This window comes from Puniceicoccaceae bacterium, from assembly GCA_040224245.1.
GTDB lineage: Bacteria > Verrucomicrobiota > Verrucomicrobiia > Opitutales > JAFGAQ01 > JAKSBQ01.
Genome location: JBEGIR010000047.1, coordinates 15,469 through 38,171, shown reverse-complemented (window position 1 = coordinate 38,171; position 22,703 = coordinate 15,469). Strand labels below are relative to the sequence as shown.

At 54.1% G+C, this 22,703-nt stretch carries 18 protein-coding genes; 7 read left to right on the top strand and 11 right to left on the bottom strand.

Going from position 1 to position 22,703, the window contains the following annotated elements; translation table 11 throughout:
• The first annotated feature begins 164 nt into the window (after window positions 1-164).
• Both ABQ298_07930 and ABQ298_07925 read left to right on the top strand, forming a co-directional pair.
• Window positions 165-1,232: a LacI family DNA-binding transcriptional regulator gene (locus ABQ298_07930; protein ID MEQ9824297.1), complete on the top strand. Its 1,068-nt coding sequence runs from the start codon at window positions 165-167 to the stop codon at window positions 1,230-1,232.
• An 86-nt stretch (window positions 1,233-1,318) separates the two neighbouring features.
• Window positions 1,319-2,755, top strand: coding sequence for a family 16 glycoside hydrolase (locus ABQ298_07925; GenBank protein ID MEQ9824296.1), 1,437 nt, complete (start codon window positions 1,319-1,321; stop codon window positions 2,753-2,755).
• Window positions 2,756-2,765: 10 nt separating this feature from the next.
• On the opposite strand, the gene ABQ298_07920 is transcribed toward ABQ298_07925, so the two are convergent.
• The 5 genes from ABQ298_07920 to ABQ298_07900 all read right to left on the bottom strand — a co-directional run bounded on the left by ABQ298_07920 (window position 2,766) and on the right by ABQ298_07900 (window position 10,235).
• Window positions 2,766-5,684 carry a glycosyl hydrolase family 28-related protein gene (locus ABQ298_07920; protein ID MEQ9824295.1) on the bottom strand — a complete coding sequence of 973 codons (2,919 nt, stop codon included), beginning with the start codon at window positions 5,682-5,684 and terminating at the stop codon, window positions 2,766-2,768.
• A 160-nt stretch (window positions 5,685-5,844) separates the two neighbouring features.
• Complete coding sequence (gene kdsB, locus ABQ298_07915) at window positions 5,845-6,603, bottom strand: 3-deoxy-manno-octulosonate cytidylyltransferase (GenBank protein ID MEQ9824294.1); 759 nt, start codon at window positions 6,601-6,603, stop codon at window positions 5,845-5,847.
• 41 nt (window positions 6,604-6,644) lie between these two features.
• Window positions 6,645-7,697 carry a Holliday junction branch migration DNA helicase RuvB gene (gene ruvB / locus ABQ298_07910; protein MEQ9824293.1) on the bottom strand — a complete coding sequence of 351 codons (1,053 nt, stop codon included), beginning with the start codon at window positions 7,695-7,697 and terminating at the stop codon, window positions 6,645-6,647.
• A gap of 29 nt (window positions 7,698-7,726) precedes the next feature.
• A complete protein-coding gene (murA, locus tag ABQ298_07905; GenBank protein ID MEQ9824292.1) occupies window positions 7,727-9,025 on the bottom strand; it encodes a UDP-N-acetylglucosamine 1-carboxyvinyltransferase in 1,299 nt (432 codons plus the stop codon).
• Between the two features lie 97 nt (window positions 9,026-9,122).
• On the bottom strand, window positions 9,123-10,235 hold the full coding sequence (locus tag ABQ298_07900; protein MEQ9824291.1) for a hypothetical protein: 1,113 nt from the start codon (window positions 10,233-10,235) through the stop codon (window positions 9,123-9,125).
• A gap of 269 nt (window positions 10,236-10,504) precedes the next feature.
• On the opposite strand from ABQ298_07900, the gene ABQ298_07895 reads away from it, so the two are divergent.
• The 4 genes from ABQ298_07895 (at window position 10,505) to ABQ298_07880 (ending at window position 13,558) form a co-directional block, all read left to right on the top strand.
• Window positions 10,505-10,876, top strand: a complete 372-nt coding sequence (locus ABQ298_07895; GenBank protein ID MEQ9824290.1) for a dUTPase — start codon at window positions 10,505-10,507, stop codon at window positions 10,874-10,876.
• Between the two features lie 21 nt (window positions 10,877-10,897).
• Window positions 10,898-11,695 (top strand): uroporphyrinogen-III synthase, encoded by a 798-nt coding sequence (locus tag ABQ298_07890; protein MEQ9824289.1) that lies wholly within the window; start codon window positions 10,898-10,900, stop codon window positions 11,693-11,695.
• A gap of 20 nt (window positions 11,696-11,715) precedes the next feature.
• On the top strand, window positions 11,716-12,381 hold the full coding sequence (locus ABQ298_07885) for a phosphoribosylanthranilate isomerase (GenBank protein ID MEQ9824288.1): 666 nt from the start codon (window positions 11,716-11,718) through the stop codon (window positions 12,379-12,381).
• 70 nt (window positions 12,382-12,451) lie between these two features.
• Window positions 12,452-13,558 (top strand): hypothetical protein, encoded by a 1,107-nt coding sequence (locus ABQ298_07880; GenBank protein ID MEQ9824287.1) that lies wholly within the window; start codon window positions 12,452-12,454, stop codon window positions 13,556-13,558.
• Between the two features lie 118 nt (window positions 13,559-13,676).
• Here ABQ298_07880 and ABQ298_07875 read toward each other — a convergent pair whose 3' ends face one another.
• Window positions 13,677-14,174: a low molecular weight protein-tyrosine-phosphatase gene (locus tag ABQ298_07875; GenBank protein MEQ9824286.1), complete on the bottom strand. Its 498-nt coding sequence runs from the start codon at window positions 14,172-14,174 to the stop codon at window positions 13,677-13,679.
• Between the two features lie 269 nt (window positions 14,175-14,443).
• On the opposite strand from ABQ298_07875, the gene ABQ298_07870 reads away from it, so the two are divergent.
• The gene (locus ABQ298_07870) at window positions 14,444-15,601 is read left to right on the top strand and encodes a hypothetical protein (GenBank protein ID MEQ9824285.1); all 1,158 of its coding nucleotides are present in this window, start codon (window positions 14,444-14,446) and stop codon (window positions 15,599-15,601) included.
• A 171-nt stretch (window positions 15,602-15,772) separates the two neighbouring features.
• Here ABQ298_07870 and ABQ298_07865 read toward each other — a convergent pair whose 3' ends face one another.
• From ABQ298_07865 to panD, 5 genes are all read right to left on the bottom strand, one after another.
• The gene (locus ABQ298_07865; protein ID MEQ9824284.1) at window positions 15,773-16,633 is read right to left on the bottom strand and encodes a UDP-2,3-diacylglucosamine diphosphatase; all 861 of its coding nucleotides are present in this window, start codon (window positions 16,631-16,633) and stop codon (window positions 15,773-15,775) included.
• Between the two features lie 282 nt (window positions 16,634-16,915).
• The gene (gpmI, locus tag ABQ298_07860) at window positions 16,916-18,490 is read right to left on the bottom strand and encodes a 2,3-bisphosphoglycerate-independent phosphoglycerate mutase (GenBank protein ID MEQ9824283.1); all 1,575 of its coding nucleotides are present in this window, start codon (window positions 18,488-18,490) and stop codon (window positions 16,916-16,918) included.
• A 180-nt stretch (window positions 18,491-18,670) separates the two neighbouring features.
• Window positions 18,671-21,193 carry a DNA topoisomerase III gene (locus ABQ298_07855; GenBank protein MEQ9824282.1) on the bottom strand — a complete coding sequence of 841 codons (2,523 nt, stop codon included), beginning with the start codon at window positions 21,191-21,193 and terminating at the stop codon, window positions 18,671-18,673.
• 2 nt (window positions 21,194-21,195) lie between these two features.
• The gene (locus ABQ298_07850) at window positions 21,196-22,272 is read right to left on the bottom strand and encodes an alanine--glyoxylate aminotransferase family protein (GenBank protein MEQ9824281.1); all 1,077 of its coding nucleotides are present in this window, start codon (window positions 22,270-22,272) and stop codon (window positions 21,196-21,198) included.
• 65 nt (window positions 22,273-22,337) lie between these two features.
• Window positions 22,338-22,697, bottom strand: a complete 360-nt coding sequence (gene panD, locus ABQ298_07845) for an aspartate 1-decarboxylase (GenBank protein MEQ9824280.1) — start codon at window positions 22,695-22,697, stop codon at window positions 22,338-22,340.
• Window positions 22,698-22,703 lie beyond the last annotated feature (6 nt).

Here is a 22,703-nt window from a genome sequence, read left to right as displayed (position 1 = left end):
TGCTGTGGATGGGATGCTTTTGTCGGGCTGTTTTGCAGAATCTGCAATGTACAGCGGAAATCATTGGCATCGTATCCTGCGATACCTGTTCATGATTTCAGAGTGATCCTCTTGTATGTTTTTCTTGCTGCAATTGCTTCAATATCTGAATAGAAGGACGAAAAATGGGAAAGATTAACCAGAAATACATTGCGGATCGCCTCGGTTTGTCCATTACGACGGTTTCCCGCTGTTTCACCAATCACCCGCGCATCAATCCTGAGACTCGTGCCAAGGTCTATCAACTTGCTGCTGAGCTTGGGTACAGTTACAACGCTTTCCGTAATCAGAAGCCGGGTCAGCGAACCGACAAGGGAACGATCGCGGTTTTGGTGGGAGCTTCCGAAAAGGTTGCAGATGCGGCAGGAGTTGCGGGAAAGATCTTTGCCGGCATCACCCAGAAAGCTGCGGCACTCGACTACCGGGTGGAGTTGTTTTTTCTGGATCCGTCGGAATTTGAACCCAACATGCGTTCACGCCGCATCATTCCCAATTCTTCCAGCAATAATTGGACAGGAGTGGTGTTGGTTTTTCCGTTCAGAGAGTCTGCCGTTCGTTCCTTGATGAACAAATTTCAGGTGATTTCGGTGCTTGATGAGTATGAGGAACTTGACATCGATAGCATCAATCCGGATCAGGGACGCGGCATCGCCAAGATGCTCAAGCATCTATTTGTATCGGGTCATCGTAATATCGGGTTTTTGAGCTGGAAGTATAAGAACAACCTCGATACGCCATGGGTTGAGACCCGTCTGGGTTCCTACTTTGAACACCATGTGCGTTTTGGACTGCCCTTTGATCCGGAAAAAGTGATGATTGTGGATGAGACCGACGCCTGGGAATCGTGCAAGGCAGCGGATCTGGTGATTGAGAGAATCAAGGCAGGCATGACCGGATTGGTGTGTGCTGCAGATCACCAGGCTTATGAATTGATTCGACGACTGTCGGAGCGAGGTGTGCGGGTGCCGGATGATATTTCGATCACGGGTTATGACGGTATTCCAGTGCCTCCGGGGCTTCCGCAACTGACAACCTACAGCACTCCCTTCACCGAGATTGGAGTCACCGGAATGGTGGCTTTGCAGCGCCGGATCGATCACCCGCTTGCGAGTCGCAGTCATGTATTGGTGGACGGAGCGATCATTCGAGGAACCACGACTCGCAGCCTGGTGGATGGATTTGCATCCAGATAAAAGTACCGCATCGAACTTTGCTGGCCAGTCGGATGCGATTGAAATCGGGCTTTCCATTGGCACTTGGAGGCGATATACTAAGATTCATGTTTCGTCAGCTTTGCGGTCTTTCACTGATTTTTGCATCCATTTCACTGTTTGCTGAGAGTAAATCATCATGGATTCCACTCTTTGACGGGCAATCCCTGCAGGGATGGCGTGCGGCTGAGCATCCCGATTCATGGTCGGTGGAACAGGGAATGCTGGTGACCCATGGACCACGGAGCCACCTGTTCTACGACGGACCTATTGCAGCGCATGATTTTCGAAATTTTGAATTGGAACTGGAAGTCAAGACTGAGGCGTTTTCGAATTCAGGAGTGTACATCCACACGGAATACCAGGAAAGTGGATGGCCGGAGAAAGGCTACGAATGTCAGATTTACAATGCGCGACCTGAAAGCAGGAATGGGGCTTATCGGGAGCACAAGATGACAGGCAGCATTTATGCGATCCGCAATACCTGGAAATCTCCCGTCAACGACGGGGAATGGTTCCAATATCGAATCCACGTACAGGGAAAATCGATCCGGACCTACATTAACGGGGAATTGATCTGTGAATACACGGAACCGGAGGACCCCTATCGCCCGGATTCGATGCCAGGACGATTATTGGGATCGGGCACAATTGCGCTGCAGGGCCACGATCCGGAGAGCAGGGTCTATTTCCGCAACGTTCGCGTGAGGCTGTTGCCGGATGATTTGCCTTCGCTGGGAACTGCTCTGGAGGATGCGGCCTTTGAGCGTCGCTTGATCGATCTCGCCTCGGCCAACATTCCTCTGGTGGATCTGCACACGCACCTCAAGGGTGGTTTGACGCTAGAACAGGCCCTTTCCAATGCGCGTCGTTACGGGTTTACCTATGGCATTGCGGTCAATTGCGGTTTGCAGATGGGACATGAATCTGATGCTGAGGTGATCGACTACTTCGACGCATTCGTTTCTCCTCCGCACACCTGGCACGGCATGCAGGCGGAGGGCAGGGAGTGGGTCGATTTGTTCTCCGATGATGTCATTGAACGCTTTGACTACGTGTTTACGGATTCCATGACCTGGACAAATGACCAGGGCAAACGCATGCGCCTGTGGCTCCCGGAGGAGACTGAAGTTGGAGATCCGCAATCGTTCATGGAACAATTGGTGGATCGCACGGTCGAGTTACTCGCACGTGAACCGATCCAGATATGGGTCAACGCCACCTATCTTCCCGACTCTATCGCAGATCGCTATGACGAGCTGTGGACACCGGAACGCATGGATCGTGTGATTCAGGCACTCGTGGATCATGATATCGCGCTCGAAATCAATGCGCGCCGTGAGATTCCCAGCGCAACCTTCCTGCGTCGTGCCAAAGCGGCGGGGGTTTCATTCACATTAGGCACCAACAATGCCGGAGCTGATGATCTTGGGCACCTTGAATATGCGATCAAAATGATTGAGCTGCTCGGCCTGAAGGCCTCCGATATGTGGCTTCCAGAATAAGGCTAGATGATTACTGCAGTGGAAGGGTCGTGCGGTACAGGTGTTGGCGCGCCAATACGTAGAGGTAATGGACTCCGTCGACAGAGGGTCCCACCGCGATTGCGGTTGGACGATGGGGCGGCGTGAGTGTCTGCAACAACCGACCATTTTGATCATAGACAAACAGGTGTCCGGCTGCGATGAGAACCCTGTCAGTACCTGGGAGTTCGATAACACCACTTTCGCCCTCCTCGGCAAACAGGGAAGGTGAGTCAAGGGTTCCATCCTCCCGCACAGTAAAACGCCAGGTCTTTTGGGCGAACTCATCTGAGACGTAGGTATGGGTGCGGGGAGAGACGCTCTGAAGATCATACGTCCGCTGCAGGTCGACCGTATGGAACCAGGTGGTGAGAATGCCCGCATTCACAAAGGACGCTTCGGCGGGAAGGGCAAACTCCCCAAACTCGAAGAAATGTGGCTTGCGAGAGCTGACAACCTCCAGGAAATCGTGGGAATCCCGCCAGCGCGTCGTGGGAATCACCAGTTGTTGGAATCCAGTCGAAGCATCGGTGGGTGGGATTGACTCCAGTCCATGATATCCGTTGCCCGTACTGAGGTCCTTGCGGTACACCTTTCCGGTTCGCGTGAGAATGATGAGGTGATGCTCATCCTCAAGAATGAGTTGGGAAGGTTCGATGGGCAAATCGAGCACCCGTTCCGTGCGGGAGCGTTGATGATTCCAGCGCCAGACATGCTGGTGCTTTTCATCGACAAAATACAGGTTACCGGAGGCGTCAACCTCGGGGCTGTCGATGTGGTTGAAACCACTGGCCAGCAGCTCATAGTTCAGACCATCGCATGGGGTTTGCATGGTTGCTGAATCCTCAATGTGCAGCCATGCAACCTCGCGGCTGCGAACCCCCGCACCGGTATCAAGGATTCGCAGGGTATCGTCGACGGTGAATTTGCTGGGTCCATAAGCATGGATGCCGTGGAAATGCAGGTTTTGGGAATCCCGGACCGTGATGCCGAATGGATAGGGAGTAAAGGTCCGCATCACCCGATAGATCCAGGTGTTGTGGAAGGAGAGGTTCTTCGATTGTTCAATGCGAAGGGCCAGGGTGTCTCTTCCCTCCCACATTTCTTCCTCGAATTGCAGCGCGTAGAATTTCCAGTTCTGTACATCGGAAATCATGATCTCGTTACGCAGGTGGTGCTCACTGGAGATTTGGTAAACCCAGCCGGGCGTGGAAGTTTGTTCGATGAGCATGCCAGCATGAGCAAAAGGACTTGCCGTCCAGAGGTTCCTGAAGGTCCCCCCACCGTCTTCGGTGATCCACAAACTTGCCGGCATGCGATCCCATCGCCTGCGAACGTCTGCATCTGCCGAACGGTTGTTGTTGTAGATTTGCAGATATTTGCCATCGGTATCGTAGGTGCCATGGCCGCCAAGGAAGCGAACATCGCTGACCAGAGAGCGGGATGAACCTGTCCATTTCAAGGCGACCGCACGGTGGTTGATCGCACCCGCGTCAATGCCAATCCCCTGCAGGATGTTATCGCCACCTTCAGCGCTTTCAATGACTGCTTTGGGTGGACCTGCCGGATGAAATGCAGGCGTTTCATCCGTGATGAGGATTTGGGTGGTGATGGGACTCAGTCCCACCAGGCAGCTGTTGGGTGCGAGGGTCAGCGTATCGGAGATTCGGTATCGCCCCGAAGGGAAATACAGCACTTCGTGTTCGCGTACGGCCGCCTGCAGGATTTTGGTGTTGTCAAAATTTCCATCACCTATCGCTCCGAGGCTTTGCACATTGATCCATTCATTGTTGGGTGGCAATTTGCGCTCGGGGCGATGGAGGGGGAGCGGCAGATTTGGCAATGGTACCGCGCGGAGTTGAGTCTGCATGCTGGGCAAGGTCGTTTGGGGGCCGATGTGCAGTCCGTGTGAGAAAAGCTCGATCTGGTAGTGAGCACTATCCGGAGCAGTTACCGGTGCTCGTTTGTCCCGAAAGCGGGCGATGGTGGGTGTCCATTGTGCCAGGCATTGCAGGAGGTTGACCTGGCTGCGAGCGTTGTCGGGTTCGCTGATGCAGGTGATGGCTTCGTGGATGGAGGCGAAGGAGCAAGCCTCCATCACCAGCTCTTCAGAGCGCTGTTCACGAACGACGACCGCAAACGGGCTTTGCTCGAAGTGACAGCGAACGACGCACATGCCGGCTTCTTCCGTGAGTATGCTGGCAATTTGCTGTTCCTGAAAGTGGGAGTCGAGAAGAACAAACGGCCAGCTTGGGGATGGCTTGGTGGTCATGATGCCATACTGTCCACCAATAAATTCACAATCGTGAACAAGATTGCCGACTTCATCGATTCCGGCAAGGGCATCGGAGAGTGTAAAACGCACATGCGAAATGAAACTGTGCTGTGCCCAGTGTGACCGAACCGCGACAGCCGCAGGATTGCCCGGTTCGATCATAAAATCGATGTTGCTCAGTGCACTGTAGAATGTGCCAGGATTTGCGTCGCGAAAGGCGGCGCCGGGTTTGGGTTTGTCAGAAGCGTAGTGAAGCAGGTAGCGCGGGGATGCTCCAGAAAACCCTGTTGTATGGGATGGCAGGCGAAAGACCGGGCGAGTTGAGCCATAGCCGATCAGGCGAATCCCCTTCCACACATGCACCGTATCCGTGAGCAGGTAGTCCCCTTGCGGGATCAGGATGATGCCAAAAGTCCCGCGCTCGGCGACAGTATCGATGGCCTGTTGCAGGATTTGAGTGATGTCATCCCCACTGTGGATCGCAGCATCGGAATAGGTTCTGAGATCGAGTGCCTGCGGATCCTGAAAGCCGGATGGGTAGATCGATTCGGTTGCATGGATGGGTTCAACTGCGTGGAGCAGGAAAACGAAGCAGGGCAGCAGATTACCCAGGATCAGGGAATTCAGAAGTTTCATGGGTCAATAGGGGGTGGGGATCCGTTCCGGAATGTTCGGACAAAGCGACTCATGTGAGAGTTGGGTAAAATGAAAAGTAGTGCAACTAAATTTCGCGAAATGGTCAGGATTCGGGAAAATGCAAAACGTGCAGGATCGTTTTCCCTGCTCCCGAGCGTTGTTAGCCCGAGGGTTGATCCCGAAGCAGACGTTCGAGCAGTTGGGCGTCTTCCGGAGTATCGACTCCGATGGATGGATGATCGGTGATTCCAACAGCGATGCGAAATCCGTTCTCCAGCGCGCGGAGTTGTTCGAGTTTTTCAATGGATTCGCAAGGACTCGGTTTGAGGCGGGTGAAGTTTTCCAGGAATTCGCGGGTGTAGGCGTAGAGACCGAGGTGGCGGTAGCAGGGTTGCGTTTGCAACCATTCCTTCGTCACGGTGCCGGATGTATCCCTTGGGTAGGGAATGGGAGACCTGGAAAAATAGAGTGCGGTGCCTTCAGAGGAAATTACCACTTTGACCTGGTTGGGATTGAGGAAATCCTCGGGCGAGTGGAAGCGGTGTGCCAGGGTTGCCAGGTCCGTTCCGGGGGATTGAATCAGAGCGCAGAGTTGGCGGATCTGACCTGCCGTAACCATTGGCTCGTCGGCCTGTACGTTGACCACACGTTCGGCGCCGATGTTGGCGTTGGCCTCGGCCAGGCGATCCGTGCCGCTGCTGTGGTCGCTTCGCGTCAGGATGGAGTCAAATCCATGTTCACGCAATATCTGGCTCAGGTCCGGATGATCGACTGCAAAGAAGAGCGGAAGATCGGGCACCTGATTTTGAATGCGTCGTGCAGTGTGCACGATCAGAGGGATGCCAAGTATGGGATGCAGCAGTTTTTGCGGGAATCGGGTGGAGGCCAGGCGTCCGGGAACGATGAGTGCAAGTTGCATGTTGAGAAACAGATAGCGAAATCAAATGCGGGTGAATTGCGTTACAGTCCAAGCTTTTGCTGGGAGGGGTCGCGAGTCAGTGGATCCAGTCCAATGGCGTGCCATGCACGTTCCGTGAGCACGCGCCCCTGTGGTGTGCGCTGCAGATAGCCTTCCTGGATGAGATAAGGTTCATGCACGTCCTCAATGGTTTGCGTGTCCTCATTGACAGCGACCCCGATCGTTCCGAGTCCCACCGGACCTCCCTTGTAGTTGACTGCGATCAGGCGCAGGATGCGCTTGTCCATCTCATCGAGTCCATTTTGATCAATCTCCAGCAATTCGAGCGCATCATTGGCCGCTTTCTTTGTGATGACTCCATTCGCACGTTGCTGAGCATAGTCACGGACGAAATGGATGAGATTGTTGGCAATACGGGGAGTGCCGCGCGAACGGCGTGCGATTTCCTCAGCTCCGTCCGGTGAAATCTGGATTTCGAGAATTCCGCAGGAGCGTTTGATGATATGTGTCAGATCGTCTCTGTCGTAGTGTTCGAGGCGGGTTTGCAGGGTAAAGCGGCTGCGCAGGGGAGCCGTGAGTGAACCGACACGCGTGGTAGCTCCCACGAGGGTAAAGCGCGGGAGTTCCAGGCGCACACTTCGTGCGTTGGGACCTTGGTCGATCATGATGTCGATGACAAAATCTTCCATGGCGGAGTAAAGATATTCTTCCACGACCCGGGAAATGCGGTGGATTTCATCAATAAAGAGGATATCGCCCGTCTCGAGGTTGGTGAGCAAACCCGCAAGGTCACTCGGTTTGTCGAGCACGGGACCTGAAGTGATTTTCACATTTTTCTCGAGTTCATTTCCGATGATGTTGGCCAGGGTTGTTTTGCCCAGACCTGGAGGTCCGCTCAGCAGTACATGGCTGAGGATGTCGCCTCTGTCCCTTGCCGAACCGACCATGATCTGTAGCCGTTCGACTGTCTTGCGCTGCCCTGTGAAACTGTCAAATGCGGGTGGGCGAAGGCGATTCTCAAGATTTGCAGCGAGCGGGCGTTGCTCGTTCTTGAACGAAAACGGGGTCGAATCGGATGCTTGCGAAGGGTTCATGGTGAACGGTCGGGGTGACTGGAGCAAGATCAGTCCAGGAGCTGAATGGATGCGGGCATGTCGGTATCGTCAAGCCGATCCATGCGAATGCCGAGATGACTCAGTTTTTCGTGGATGCGCTCGTAACCGCGCTCGATATGATAGATGCGCTGTATCCAGGATTCCCCCTTTGCTGCGAGTGCGGCGATGACCAGGGCCGCGCTGGCGCGCAGGTCGGATGCCATCACTGGAGCTCCCGAGAGTTGGCGAGTTCCCTTGATGATGGCGCTTGCACCTTCGATAGCAATGTCGGCGCCCATGCGCTGCAGTTCGGGGATGTGCATGAAGCGGTTGGGATAAATGCGTTCGGTGATGATGCTCAGACCATCGACCAGACTCATCAGACTGCACATCTGGGCCTGAAGATCCGTCGGAAAACCGGGGAACGGAAGGGTGATGATATCGACAGGGCGCAATTGACAGGGATCGGTATGGATGCGTATCGAATCCGCTGCAATCTGGAGCTTCACTCCCGCCTCTTCGAATCGGTCGAGAAGTGCTCCAATGAGTGGAGCGGGCAGGTTTTTGACCGTAAGGTCACCTCCGGTCATTGCGGCACCCATGAGGTAAGTGCCGCCTTCGACGCGATCCGGTATGATGCGGTGTTGCACTCCGCTGAGTTGTTTGACTCCCTCGATGCGGATGGTGTGGCTGCCACCGCCTTCGATGTTGGCACCCATGCCCTGAAGCATGCGGCAGAGATCCGCGATTTCGGGTTCGGCTGCAGCATTTTCGATGTGAGTTACTCCGGGAGCGAGCGTTGCAGCCATGAGAATATTGGCAGTGCCCGTTACTGTGCTGCCCATGCGTCCGCCAAGGAATACGTGGTTTGCCCTCAATTCGGCGGCGTCTACCTGCACATATCCTCCCTCGACATTGACCTTGCATCCCAGCTTTTTGAGTCCCTTGATGTGCAGGTCAATGGGGCGAGGACCGATCACGCATCCTCCGGGAAAGGAGACATTTGCCTCCCGCAAACGTGCGACCAGTGGACCCAGCAGGCAGATCGAAGCGCGCATCTGTCGTACGAGTTCGTAAGGGGCTACTCCGTTGAGGGTTTTTGCCTCAATGGCCCAGGTGCCGGGTTCCAGGCGCTCGACGTGTGCTCCGAGGGTTTGGAGCAGTTCGGCCATGAGTCGGATGTCGCTGAGATCAGGGACGTTCGAGATCACGCAGCGCTGATCGGTTAACAGGCAGGCAGCGAAGATCGGCAGGGCCGCATTTTTGGCTCCTGAGACTTCGATCGTTCCCTCCAGGGGATGACCTCCTTCGATTCGAAACACTTTCATACCAGTATCAACTCCGGTTGCGTGAGGTGTAAAATGCAACAGGGCACCATGATCATGGTGCCCTGTGCAGAATTTGATAAGCTAAAAAATACTCTTTTTAGTCTTCTTTTGGAGTCGATGGTTCGACCGGCTTGATTTCGATGGGATGGGGCACAAACGAAGCTGCGGACTTTTCGGAAGTGGCAGGTGCCTGACGTGCTGCGCTGTTTCGGTTGCGGCGCCCTCCGCGACCACTGGGAGTGGTCGTGGCTGCTGGCTTGGACTCCTTGTTCGATCCGAGGTCGATCGCCCCTAATGCAATTTCATTTCCTTCGGTACGCGGAGCAGCAACCGATTCGACCTTGCGCTCGCTGCGCTGTGGACGTTCCGTGCGCTCAGAACGTTCAGGTCTCTCGCGCCGATTGTCAGATTCGGACTGAGCTGCTGCTTCGGGAGCGGAATCGCGGGGAGGGCGTGGTCCACGGCGTGGGCGCTCGCGGCGTTCGCTTCGTGCGGAACCTCCACGGTGTTCACGGTCCTGAGTGTTCGATTCACGTTCTGAAGCCTCTGCTCGCGGGGAGTGACCTTCTGCCCTGTCTGCGTTGGAACGACGGGAGCGTCGTCTGCGCTTGCGATTTCCGCCCTCACTGGCGTTGGCATCGCCATCGAGGTCATTTCTGCGATTGCGGGAACCCTGCTCGCGTGGACTATCTCCTGAACGTCGGGACTCGTTGCCGTCCCGCGAACCGCCACGTTTTCCGCGCTGTCCGCGTCCGCCGCGGCCCTGACGGTTGCCTTGGCGATTGTCTGCGTCGCGGGATTTGCCCTCTGCGCCTGAGCGCTGACGACGGTTTTTGTCAGCACCTTTGCCCTTGCGGTGTTTGGGCTTGATGCCGAAAAATCCCAGAATCTTTTCCCAGAGGGTAAGTTCGCGGCGTTTGCGTCCGCGTCCGTTTCGGGGGTGGTTTCCTTTCCCGCGTGATTTGCGGGAGGTATCCGATTTGGCTTCGCGCTGGCGCTTGGGACGCCGTTCCTTTTTGGGGGGCGAGTAGGAGGTGCTGGTGGCAGCTTCCACCCAGAGGCTGGGGGAATCATTGTCGGTGTGACTTCCTTTTTTCCGGAAGTTGGGCTCTCGGGATTTATATTTCTCTGCGTTGCGGCCCGGTTCATAGTTCAGGGACTGATTGCCCTGACTTTTGCGTTGGTATGTTTCCTCGTCAAACTCTGGCATGGGAATACATTTGTTGGTCGTGAGTCATATTGGTTTGGCTTCAACCTCGGGTAATTCAGGTGAATAGCGTTCGTTGAATAGAGATGATTGATTTTTTGGTTTGTGCGTGTGTCGCAGGGACTCCATAGTCATCGATATGGCTGATGGAACCGTCGTGGTGAAGCCTCGATACGGGGAAGATCTTGATGATCCTCAAAACCCGTTCTTGAATACAGACTCATTCGTTATGGATGAATTCGCTATTCGGTGAACGACAGCACTTGGAAACTATGGACAAACTTGAGGAAATTTTTCAACTACAAAAAAAGCTGAACGAACGCATCGGGGTGAATCTGGACGACCTGGATGAAGCGGGCAAGACCGAGTGGTTGCTCAACTACGTCAGGGCGATGCAGCAGGAGCTTGCCGAACTGGTAGACTCGGTCCCTTGGAAATGGTGGGCCAAATATCAGACCTTCGATGAACAAAATGCAAAAGTGGAGATCATTGATTTGTTTCACTTTCTCATCTCTGCTGCGCAGGTCATGGGTCTCAGTGCCGAGGATGTCTATGCTTCCTACGTGAAAAAGAACCAAGTCAACCTGGAGCGCCAGGCACAGGGTTACACGGTGAAGGATGAGAATGACTCCAAGCACATTTGAATGCAAAGGAACCAGGATACCATGACAGGTGTGAACCATGCCGCCGCGCTGAAGGGAAAGCGCATTGTACTCACGAAGAGCGAACAGGAACAGGATGAGATCGGGGCTGCGCTGGCGGAAGCCGGGGCGGAGGTCTTGTCAATGCCCTTGATACAGGTCGAGCCTGTTGTGGATGCGCAGCAATCGCTCGAAATCCTCAAGGGCTTGGCTACCTATGAATGGATCGTTTTTACTTCGGTTAACGGAGTGAAGTATTTTTTCGAGACCTTCTTCAAGGCCTTTAAGGATATTCGTTCGTTCGGAGGAGCGCGCATTGCCTGTGTGGGACATCGAACCGCAGCAGAGGTGCAGGCACTGCACCTTGAAGTGGACTTGATTCCCGAGCAGGCGACGGGAGTTGCGTTGGCAAAGGAATTGGTCGAAACGGGCAGTCTTCCGAGTGCATATGTGCTCTGGGTGTGCGGTGACAAGGTGAACAAGGAGGCACTGTCGATGCTTGAGGGAAAGGGTGAAGCGATCCTGGACGTTTTTGAGGTTTACAAAAGCTCATTGCGAGATCTCAAACATGACGAGGTCGCCGCATCGTTTCGCAAGCACGGTGCACATGGGATGTTGTTTGCCAGTCCTTCGGCTGCGGAATCTTTTGCGGACCAGGCGGCCAAGTTGCTGCGTGGAACAAAGGCGATCATCCCCAAAACCGTGAGCATCGGACCGACAACCACTGAAGCGATGAAGCGCCTGCGCATCCCGATGGACCGGGAAGCGGCATCTCCAGCAGCAATTGATGTAGTTGCTGCGTTCAAAGCTTTGCTGTCGTGAGATTGGAATATCCTTGTTGAATGGCTGATCGAAATTCCATCCAAGTCAAAATCTGCGGGATGCGTGACATCAGCCTGGCACTGGATGTGTTGCATTGGGGCGCCGACTTCATCGGCATGATCCATCATGTTCGATCCCCACGACACGTATCCCTGACGGAGATGACTTCGCTCAGCTCGAACTTGCCGGAGGGCACCCGTGTAGCGGTTGTTGTCGATCCGGAACCCATGCTGGTACGTGCGATTTGGCAGACTGGAGTCGATCATCTGCAAGTGCATTTGAAGAACGGGTCGGAACAACGGCTCGAGCAGTTGCAAAAGTCGGTACCCCCGGGGAAACAATTATGGCTCGCTCCTTCGTTGCCTCCGGAATGCGTGTTCCCATCGGAGATTCTGCCCTTCGCTTCGCGCGTGGTTGTGGATACCTATGTTCCGCATCAGGTCGGGGGGACCGGAAAGACGGGGGACTGGTCTGGGTTTCGAAAGCTGGCGACCGCGAACCCCATGATGCCATTTGTACTTGCAGGTGGACTGCATCCTGAAAATGTTTGCGAAGCCATCCGAGTGAGCGGAGCGACTTGTATTGACGTGAACAGTGGTGTCGAACGTGAGCCTGGGGTCAAGTGCCCCGAGAAAATCCGTGCCCTGTTTCAAGCATTGCATGAGCAGTGTTCAGATGTGCCCTAACGGTTGAAGCGGGATGGATATGGGCTTGTTCTTTGTGGCAAACCTCCCTATGTATCGATGGATCAGCGCTATGAAGTGTCGCAATATTCTCGCATTCCTTTTGCTTCTCCCTGGATCGCTTGTCGGAGTTGTGTCGATGCAGGCTCAGGATCTGTCACCCGACCAGTTTCGAGCAACGCTGGATCCCTATGTGGGTGTGTGGCAGGGAGAATACCGCATTTATTCGCAGGAGGATGAGTTGTTGAACCAGTTTAAGGTGAACCGCAACTACTGGTGGGACGGATCGGTGTTGATGGGGCGTGTGAGTTACGATTTTGGAGAGTCCAGGCAGACCTTCTTTCACCGCATCATTCTCAGTGAAGGTGTTCCCTTTTCGTTTGTAACGGACTCTGCCAGTTCGAGTGAAGTGCGCTCAGCCCTCAAAGGTGAGCTATTGAAAGGCACACTGGTGTGGACCCGTGTGATGCCCCGGGAAACCTTGCCAGTGCGCATCAGTGAGCGAATTGTGGAGAGTGGAGATGGGCGCTTCATTGAGTTTTGGGGAAATCAGGAAGCCAAAGACGCGGCAGGTGCCTCGTTGCTGGTTCGCATCGAAGGATTTGCAGCCTACCTGCCGGAGAGTCGGGAGTTTGTGGTTGCGACCGAATCGGTGGATGATCCCGGGTTGGATGTGCCGGAGGTTTTGCAATCCGAAACCTCGCTTGCCGACTCTGCCGGTACCGTGAGTGATCGGACCCGGCGGCTCCAAACACTCGACCCGGACCGACGGGTAGCATCTTCTTCTGTTGATCCGGGAACCCTCGCATCCCGTCGATCTGGTTCCCCTGTTCAAGCGGAGCAGGAGTTGCGGTCACAGCAGCATGAAGCAGCATCCAACGCCGATACAGAACCTGACGAAATTACTCAGCGAGATCCTGAGCCAGCAAAACCGTCATCCGCACCTGTGGAAGATCCCGAAATCATGGCTGCGTTGCAGGCACTCAACATTGTGGGCATCAATGATCGACCGGGAGAACAGTGCATTGTGGTGGATTATTTTCTTCTCTATGAACCCGGAGATGCTCTCGACTTGGGCAAACCCTGCAAATTCGTCGAGTTGGATGATCAATACCTGTATTTTGAGGATGGGGATGGATACCGTTACCGGCTCTTCCGCAAGGATGCTGTCTTACCGTGAGTGCAGGTGTTGGTTGTGGACGTGTGTTTCCCCGCAGCCTGCTGCAGAATGCGACTGGACGCATCAGCTATTGCAGATCTGAACTGTAACACGGGCCATCGGAAGGCATCATTGCCCTTCATGCGGTTGAAGCATCATCGTTTGCCAGCGATTGAAAGCGCTCGATCAGCTGGTCGCTTGCGCGTTCCAGCAATTGAACCACATGGTCAAATCCGGCAGTTCCACCATAGTAGGGATCGGGAACTTCTGCCACATCGGAGATACCCGCGAATTCCAGCATGAGTCGACAGTGGTCGCTGGATTTACCGCTGGATGCAGCCAACTGCTGTAAGGCGTGAAGATTTTCCCGGTCCATCGCGAGAATCCAGTCAAATCGATCCAGATCGCGTGCCTCAACCTTGCGCGAATGCCCGAAGGGGCGATATCCGGCTTGTTTCAAAGCGCCCTGCATGCGCGCGTCTGGCGGTTCTCCCTGATGGTATCCAATGGTTCCAGCGGAGTCGCAAGTTCCTTTCAAGCCAGCGTCCTGAAGCTTTTGGCTCCAGATTATTTCTGCACTCGGGGACCGACAGATATTGCCCATGCAGACAAAGAGGATGGATGGTGTCGACGACATGTTGGGGTATTTTTAGAATTGCCTAGGTCAGCTCGATCTTCGTGTCAACCTTCGTCAAACACAAGGAAACCCGGTGCTGTATTGACCGTATGAGGCTCGAATGTGCAAATGGCAGTGTGCAAAACTTCCGCAGGAGAACATTTTTGAAATGTGTATGATGTGGGCCGATTGGAAAATCCGTTTCATTTGAAATTGACACTGGTCGAGTGTGAGCGGTTATATTGTAGACCAATTAGGTTTTCCTGTAATTTCTTTTTACTCCTGTTGTTATGAAAAAAAACCAAGGCTTAGCAGTCATCCCTCTGATCGTTGTCATCGTTCTCGCTGGGGTAGCTGGATATTCGATTTTTAGTTGGGTCAAAACAAACAAACAAGCTGCGGCTGACAAAGTTGTCGCCGAGCAGCGGGAAAACGAGTTGAAGGCGGTGCTTGAAGACGCACAGCAGGAAGCTGAGGAAAATGCGAAAAAGGCCGAAGAACTCGCGACGCAATTGACCCAGACAGAAGAAGCCATGAAGCTCGCCGAGGAAAAGGCCAAGCAGGATGCGGAAGAAAAGGCAGCCATGCTGGCCGAACTCGAATCCAAGCTTGAGGCTGAGGCAACTGCCAAGGCAGAAGCACAGGAGCGTTCTGAAACACTTGCCGAAGAAATTGCTTCGCTCGAATCCAGCATACAGGAAGCCAGAGAGCGTGAGGCGATTCTGCGGGCTAGCCTGGGTGGAGCGGTGACCGAAATCAACCCCAAGGCTGCTGCGAGTCTTGCAAGTCTTTCCTCTTCCCTGACATCCCAGCAGGACGGACTCGACCGGATCAAAGCATTGCTCGCCAATGCGGATGGTCCGATTGCTTCAGCTGATCTTGAGGCACTGGTTCGTTCGTTTGAGAGCGGACTTGTGGATGCCGAGCGCGGTGCAGCGGATCTGAAACGAGACTTGGTGACCAGCGGCGATTTTTCTTCTTCTTCCACTGTAGGGCAGGCCATTGCCGACCTGCAGCAGACGACAGCCAAGCAGCGTGCGATCGTCAACAGTCTGAAGGCCATGCTCGCCAATTCCGGTGAAACCATTGATCCTGCCCGTGTGCGTTCCATGATTGCGGACCTGGAGGCATCGGTCATTGAACTGGAGCAGCGTCAGGCTTCGGTAGACAGCAGTGTGAACGCTGCTGCATCGGGTGGTGATAGTTCTTCTGCAATGGCAGAGTTCCAGCGCACGATTCAGAAGGCGCAGACCGAATTGGCAGGATTGAAACGCCAATTGGCTGAAAGTGAAGCCGCAAAGGCTGCAGCCATCGCTCGCCAGGAAGAACTGGAAAAGCTGAGCATCGAAGTGAAGTACGATATCGATTACAAGATTCGATCCCTCACCTATGCACGCCGTTTGCATGCGATGTACAATCAGGTCGCCAATCCGGTAGAGGAGCGTTAATCATTGCCTGAAATCGACTTTCTGAAAGAAAAACCGGGATCCCAATGGGGTCCCGGTTTTTTGTCGAGCGTCAAGTGGAGCATGCCAGCCCACTTGTGAAAGAATTGCAGATTCGCCGTTGCGAAAACCCGTAGATCGGATTCGCCAGAATCCGTTTGAGTCTCCACTCGGTCAGTGAAACGGGGTAAAATCAGGATCGAGGTCTTCGCTGCGTTTGCGCTCACCCGGCTTTCGCTGAAAACGAAAGCGTTGGGAGGCATCGGACTTCCACTGGCGCAGTTTCGGAAAATCGATGACCTCAAATCCGCCTTCATAGTGCTCTACGATTGCGGTATTGGACTCAACCCAGTCTCCGGAATTGAGGTAGTGGAAGTTTCCCAGGGTTTTGTTGGCAGGGGTATGGATGTGGCCGCAAATGATACCACGGTAGCCCTGCTGCTGGGCGAGTTCCTGAAGTTGTTCTTCGTATTTGTCTACAAAAGCCACGACGGATTTCACTTTTGCCTTGGTCCATTGGGAGATGGAAAATGCGGGCAGACCCAGGCGCGCGGCATGGCGCTGATAAAGCTGGTTGGTCTTCATCATCGTCTGGTAGCCAATGTCGCCCAGAATGGCCATCCACTTGTGCTCGGTTGTGACGGAGTCAAACCCATCACCGTGAACGATGAGATACGTTCCCTCGCGTGTGCGATATTTGAATTCCCTTACGATTTCGATGTTGGAGAATCCCAAGGGCAGCACGGTGTCGAGATAATCGTCGTGATTTCCCCTGACGTAGATCAAGCGGGTACCTTCAGTTTCGATTTTGCGGAGAAGAATGCGGATAACGCGGGTGCACCGATGGCTCCATCCACCCCTGCGGGCAAGACTCCAGCCATCAATAAAATCTCCGTTGAGCACAAGCGTCTCTGAGGTGGTGGAGTGGAGGAACTCGATGATTTTTTCGATCTGGCAGTACGGAGATCCAAGGTGCAGATCCGAAAGAATAATCGTTTTGAAGTGAAGTTTGTGGTCGACCGGTGCGCTGCTCATGGTGTCCTTCGGGTGAAGATGTTCGCAACTTATCCACAGCCTTTTCCACCGGTCAACGGCATTGCCGAGCTTTTCGGAAATCTTAACCTGCCTGAAACAAACGTAACTGCAGCGTAACAAAATGAGTGCTGCAACTCCTTGATTTGGGCTTTTTTAAGACGAATTTCACATGGGCAGGATTCGTTGATCAGACAACAAAACGGCTCTTTCCCAAAAGGAAAAGAGCCGTTGCTGAAAAGTTGTTCACAACCTTCAACTCGATTCGCTCCCTGCGGTGCAAGGTCAGAGATCTGCAATCAGATTGTTGCCCGTCATCGCATCGGGCTGATCCATTCCCATCATGCAAAGAAGCGTGGGTGCAATGTCTGCAAGGCGTCCGGTCGAACGCAGCGAATGGGATTTGAAGCGATCATCTACGATGACCACTTCGACTGGATTCAGTGTGTGGGAGGTGTGCGGTCCCTTGCTCGATTCGTCGTACATCTGATCGGCGTTGCCATGATCGGCTGTGATCAGCAGGGAACCCTCAACGGAACGCGTCGCTTCGATCAGTTCGCCAACGCAGGCATCCACAAACTCGCATGCCTGGATGACTGCCGGTACGGACCCTGTGTGCCCGACCATGTCCGGATTTGCAAAGTTGACTACGATGAGGCCGTACTTCCGGCTGAGGATTGCATCTTTGGCGGCATCGCGAACTCCGGCAGCCGACATCTCGGGTTTCTGGTCGTAGGTCGATACATCCTTTGGACTGGGAACAATGACGCGGTCCTCCAGTTCGAACGGTTCTTCGCGGTAGTCGTTAAAGAAAAACGTTACGTGGGGAAACTTTTCGGTTTCCGCACAACGAAACTGGGGGATACCTGCCTCGCTGACGACCTGTCCCAGAATGTCCTTCATCTTGGGAGGTTTGGTGAACAGGATGTTGGGGCAGAGACCTTTTTGGTACTCGGTCATGGTGACGAAAAGAATATCGAGCTTCGGACCGCGATCAAATCCGTCAAAGCTGTCTTCAATGAAGGCGCGTGTCAGTTCACGTGGACGGTCGCCACGGAAATTGTAGAAAATGACGGCATCCCCATCCTCAACCGTACCAATGGGCTGACCATCGGACTGAACGATCTGGGTAGCCGGAATGAATTCGTCGCCCTTCATGCTCGGTTCTGTTGGATTGGAGTAGTAGCGCTCGATGGCCTCGGTTACCGAATTGGCTTTGTTGGCCACCGCCCTGCCAGTGATACAGTTGTAGGCTTTTTCAACGCGATCCCAGCGCAAGTCACGGTCCATCGCCCAGTAGCGACCGGTGATGCTGGCAACTTTGCCAGCTCCGATTTCGGAAAACCTGGCTTCGATCTGTCGCAAATATTCGAGACCACTTTCCGGAGCCGTATCACGTCCATCGGAGAAGGCGTGCAGGAATACCTCACTGACACCGAGTTCCTTGGCAGCGCTCACGAGTCCGTAGAGATGCTCCAGCATGCCGTGTACGCCTGCGTCGGAGGTGATGCCCATCAGGTGTAGCTTGCCCCCTGCCTTCACCTTGTCGATGACTTGCAAGAATACCGGATTCTTAAAAATGGTACGCTCCTCAAACCCTTTGTCGATGCGCACGATTTCCTGATCTACAATGCGCCCAGCCCCGATGTTCTGGTGGCCGACTTCGCTGTTTCCCATGATACCGTCAGGCAGCCCGACATCGCGACCACAGGCCATGATTTCGGTGCGGGGATATTCGCTGCTGATGCGATCCGCAACTGGAGTTTTGGCGAGTTTTACGGCATTGAAACGATCATGTTCGCTATTGGGATTGGAACCCCAACCATCGCGAATGACGAGCACTACAGGTTTTCTGTCCATACCTGTCTGAGATACAGGGATTCCGCAGGCGAGTGAAGCGCGAAGTTTAGGAGATAGTGAAATTGAGTGCGCTCATTGTGGCGCCAGTCCCTGCGCTCCGGAGAAAATACACACCAGAAATCCCGTCTCAAACACCGCTTTGAAATTCGAAACCTTGCTACGCCGATCAGCATTCCCGGATCAGGACGTTTTTTCGGAATCGCTGGCAGTTTTTTGGGTCTTCGCTCCGGCCTTTGCCTTGGGTTCGCGAGGTGGGAACTTGAAGGTGATCTTTCCGGTCTTGTCGAGCAGCAAGGAGGCGGAAAACAGCTTTCGTGTGCGATTGGAGCGGAAGTTCTGGATGACTTCGGTCTCGCCATCCTTGAGGAGTTTCTCCACCTGTTCGCGTGGCAGGGTTTTGCCGAGCATGGTGCGACTGAGGCGAAATCCCTTTCCGTCCCGGTGATAGGATTCACACAGGTATGCGTTGGGTGTTTCGTAGACCGTCGCTCCGTCGATGGGAGACACTCCCACTTTGGGAAACTGGGTCAGGTCTTCGATTTTACCGTTCTCCCCATTCCCGTTATCTCCGCCGTTTCCGTTGTTGAAGACAAATTTGACCTTGTGCTCGTCATCGAGAGTCAGCATGGCCGAGTAGGGCTTGCCAACTTTGGAACGAAAACCATCCAAGGGACCGAGCTTGCGCTTGCTGAGCAGTTCCTGGATTTCGGCTTCCTCCATTTTGCGATTGCCGATGGTTTTGTAGATTTTGACGGTTCCACACTTCGATTGATAGAAGCGCATGCCTTCGAGCAGGGGTTCTCCATCAATGGGAGAGCGCAGATTGCTGGGTTTGAGATCCTCAGCCTTTTCTTCAAATGCACGGGCATTTTCGACGATTTTTTGGGTCAGCCCGACAATATCGGACATGAAGGCCTCTCGACTGATCTTGCCGAGTTCAACCTGCCGCAGCTTGTACTCCCATTCGCCAGTGAGTGCCGGGCTGGTCAACTCCTCGACGTGCAGGTGGTTGAGAAAAATCATCAACTCCTCTGCCTTCGCTGTAGGGAGGAGTTCGCGGTTTTCACGCATCATGTAAGCCTCTTTGATCAGGTGATCGATGATGGAGGCACGCGTTGCAGGCGTGCCGAGCCCTTTTTCCTTCATGGCATCGGCAAGTTCCTCATCTTCAACGAGTTTTCCTGCACCTTCCATTGCGGAAAGCAAGGTGGCCTCGGTGTAGCGGGCGGGTGGTTTGGTCGCTTCGTTGAGCAGACGGAAGTCCCGGTTGGTCGCACGGCAATTGCCTGTGTCGTCCTCATCTGCCTTGCTCAGGGCCGGCAGGGTTTTTTCCGCATTATTGGTGCGGTCATATGCGGCGAGCCAGCCCTGGTGCACGAGCACCTTGCCTTCAGTCTTAAACGTATGTTCGCCGACAACGGAGAGGCGCGTGGTCACGTCATATTCCGCCGGGGGAAAAAAGACTGCCAGGAAGCGGCGCACCACCATGTCATAGATTTTTGCTTCGTCCGGGCTGAGTTTCTTCGGTGGATTATTCGTGGGAATGATCGCAAAGTGATCCGAAATCTGGGCATTGTTGAATACCCGCCGGTCTGATGGGTCGATGCGGTTGTTCTTGAGGATGTAGTCCTTGGAACTCTGGTAGGTGTCGGGGAGATGCTGAATCGCAGTGCGGCAGGTCTCCGGGTAATCCTGGGGCAGGGCACGGGAGTCCGTTCGCGGATAGGTCAGCACCTTGTGTTTTTCATAGAGCGACTGAGCGATTTTCAGGGTCATGCCTGCGGGAAATCCAAAACGCCCGTTTGCTTCCCGCTGCAGGGTTGTCAGGTCATAGAGGCGAGGTGAACTCTGGCGGGTGCGCTTTTTCTGCTCGCTGACCATCGCCCTGTCTGCCCGTTCGAGTTCGGCAAGGATGGTTTTGGCACGGTCTTCATCCCAGATGCGGTCGAGCTTGTCGTGCGCATTGGAGTCATCCTTCTTTTTGTCAGCGCGTTGGTAGGTGCCTTCATACTGCCCTTCGGTGATCTCAAAGTCAGCGGTAATGCGCCAAAAGGGCGTGGGCTTGAAATTGCGAATCTCCAGTTCCCGCTGTACGACGAGCGCGAGAGTTGGGGTTTGCACACGTCCGACCGTTGCAACCTTGCCACCGCGGAAACCAAACAGCTTCATGGTGACGGCACGTGTGCCGTTGATGCCGATGAGCCAGTCGGACTCCGAGCGTGACTTCGCTGCGGATTTGAGCGGTTCCATTGCAGTGCCGTCCTTGAGTTCCGCAAATGCCTTGCGAATGGCATCGGGAGTCATGGAGGACATCCAGAGTCGCTTGATCGGCACCTTCTTTTTGGCCAGATCGTAGATGTAGGCGAAGATCAGTTCTCCCTCACGCCCGGCATCGCAGGCGTTGATCACACAGTCGATATCCTTGCGTCCGAGCAGTTTCTTCAGTTCGTTGAAGCGCGATTTGGTTTTCTCAATTGGCTTTAGCTGAAAAGTCTCTGGGATGATGGGAAGGGACTGCATGCGCCAGGACTTCCACTTTTTGTCGAAGTCTTCGGGCATGTAAAGTTCGACCAGGTGACCAATTGCCGAGGCAATGATCCATTCGTCGTTCTCAAAGTAGTCCCCGACTTTTTTGACTTTCCCGAGCACGCGGGCGAGATCGGCTGCGACACTGGGTTTCTCGGCAATGATCAGTTTCTTCATCCTTACGAGATCCGGGCAAGCAGCGTCGAGAGATTATTGAGCAGTTCGGACAGGGTTGCCTCGGTTTCGTCTCCCATGTTGGAGATGCGGAACGTTTTCCCTTTGATCTTTCCGTATCCTCCGTCGATGACCATTTGAAACTCGCTCTTGAGAAGCTGGTTGAGTTTGGCGATGTCGACCTCACGGGTATTTGCCACGCAGGTAAGGGACTTGGAGCGGTAGCCCTGTTTTGCAAAAAAATCAAATCCTTCAGAACGCACCCAGTCGTGGACCAGCTGGTTGTTGTTGGCGTGCCGGGCATAGCGTGCCTGCAGGCCCTCCTGTGCGATGTCCTCGAGTTTGGATTGCAGCGCGTAAATCAAGGAAATGCTGGGCGTGCTGGGAGTCATGCCTTTCTGGTGATTGTCCAGAAATTCAAGCAAATCGAAATAGTATCCCCGGTGCTGTTGGCTTGCGGCTCGGTCAAGTGCCTTCTGGGAAACACTGATCAGGGCCAGTCCGGGAGGCATTGCAAGTGCTTTCTGCGAGCCGGTGATGATGATGTCGATACCGAGATCGTCCTTGTGAATGGGCACTGCGGAAAATGAACTGACCGTATCCACGATGGTAATCACATCGGGATATTTCTTCAGCACATCGGCGATCTCTTCCAGCGGGTTCATGACCCCGGTCGACGTTTCGTTATGCACCAGGGTCACAGTGTCGTATTCACCAGAACTCAAAGCCTTGTCCAGCTGTTCGGGAAGGATGGGATCTCCCCATTCGACCTGAAGTTTGTCTGCCTGCAAACCGTTGCGCAGTGAAACGTCGTTCCACTTGTCCGAAAACGCACCGCACATGCAGTTGAGCACCTTCTTTTGCGTGACGTTGTTGACCGCGCCTTCCATGATGCCCCAGGCACTGCTGGTCGATAGGAAGACCGGGTCCTGCGTATCGAGCAGCTCTTGAAGTCCGGGCTGGATGGATCGGTACAGATTGACAAAATCGGCCGAACGGTGGCCGATCATGGGTGTGGCCATCGCACGAAACGTCTTTTCAGAGACGGCGATGGGTCCGGGAATGAACAGTTTGACACTCACAGTGATGGTAGGTTGGTGCGGTTACAGTGGTTGAGTTGACGATGGGTTTGGGGTCTGATCGATCTTCAGACGGCTTTGATGATTCGATGATTTTGGTCCGCAAGCGTGATGGTACGCGGACGCCAGGTTGCAGCTTCGCCAGCATCGATCCAGGCAAAGGACATGATCACGAGCAGATCACCGACCATTCCTTTGCGTGCTGCTGCACCGTTAATCGAGAAAATTTTTGAACCTGCCTGAGCGGGAATGGCGTAGGTTTCGAAACGCTCTCCGGTGCTGAAATTGGCGACCAGAATTTTCTCCCCCGAGAACAGGCCCACCTTCTCCATCAGTTCGGAATCGATTGCGAGGCTACCTTCATAATCCATGTGTACATCCGTCACGGTTGCACGGAGTATTTTGGATTTTAACAATTGAACTTGCATAGCATT

Bases quoted from the DNA above. Each gene is read 5' to 3' on its own strand.
- panD (MEQ9824280.1), bottom strand. From the start codon at position 22,697: ATGCAAGTTCAATTGTTAAAATCCAAAATACTCCGTGCAACCGTGACG.
- murA (MEQ9824292.1), bottom strand. From the start codon at position 9,025: ATGAAAGTGTTTCGAATCGAAGGAGGTCATCCCCTGGAGGGAACGATC.
- kdsB (MEQ9824294.1), bottom strand. From the start codon at position 6,603: ATGCAACTTGCACTCATCGTTCCCGGACGCCTGGCCTCCACCCGATTC.
- ABQ298_07875 (MEQ9824286.1), bottom strand. From the start codon at position 14,174: ATGTCGTCGACACCATCCATCCTCTTTGTCTGCATGGGCAATATCTGT.
- ABQ298_07870 (MEQ9824285.1), top strand. From the start codon at position 14,444: ATGAAAAAAAACCAAGGCTTAGCAGTCATCCCTCTGATCGTTGTCATC.
- ABQ298_07885 (MEQ9824288.1), top strand. From the start codon at position 11,716: ATGGCTGATCGAAATTCCATCCAAGTCAAAATCTGCGGGATGCGTGAC.
- ABQ298_07920 (MEQ9824295.1), bottom strand. From the start codon at position 5,684: ATGAAACTTCTGAATTCCCTGATCCTGGGTAATCTGCTGCCCTGCTTC.
- ruvB (MEQ9824293.1), bottom strand. From the start codon at position 7,697: ATGAACCCTTCGCAAGCATCCGATTCGACCCCGTTTTCGTTCAAGAAC.
- ABQ298_07855 (MEQ9824282.1), bottom strand. From the start codon at position 21,193: ATGAAGAAACTGATCATTGCCGAGAAACCCAGTGTCGCAGCCGATCTC.
- ABQ298_07930 (MEQ9824297.1), top strand. From the start codon at position 165: ATGGGAAAGATTAACCAGAAATACATTGCGGATCGCCTCGGTTTGTCC.
- gpmI (MEQ9824283.1), bottom strand. From the start codon at position 18,490: ATGGACAGAAAACCTGTAGTGCTCGTCATTCGCGATGGTTGGGGTTCC.
- ABQ298_07900 (MEQ9824291.1), bottom strand. From the start codon at position 10,235: ATGCCAGAGTTTGACGAGGAAACATACCAACGCAAAAGTCAGGGCAAT.
- ABQ298_07925 (MEQ9824296.1), top strand. From the start codon at position 1,319: ATGTTTCGTCAGCTTTGCGGTCTTTCACTGATTTTTGCATCCATTTCA.
- ABQ298_07880 (MEQ9824287.1), top strand. From the start codon at position 12,452: ATGAAGTGTCGCAATATTCTCGCATTCCTTTTGCTTCTCCCTGGATCG.
- ABQ298_07895 (MEQ9824290.1), top strand. From the start codon at position 10,505: ATGGACAAACTTGAGGAAATTTTTCAACTACAAAAAAAGCTGAACGAA.
- ABQ298_07890 (MEQ9824289.1), top strand. From the start codon at position 10,898: ATGACAGGTGTGAACCATGCCGCCGCGCTGAAGGGAAAGCGCATTGTA.
- ABQ298_07865 (MEQ9824284.1), bottom strand. From the start codon at position 16,633: ATGAGCAGCGCACCGGTCGACCACAAACTTCACTTCAAAACGATTATT.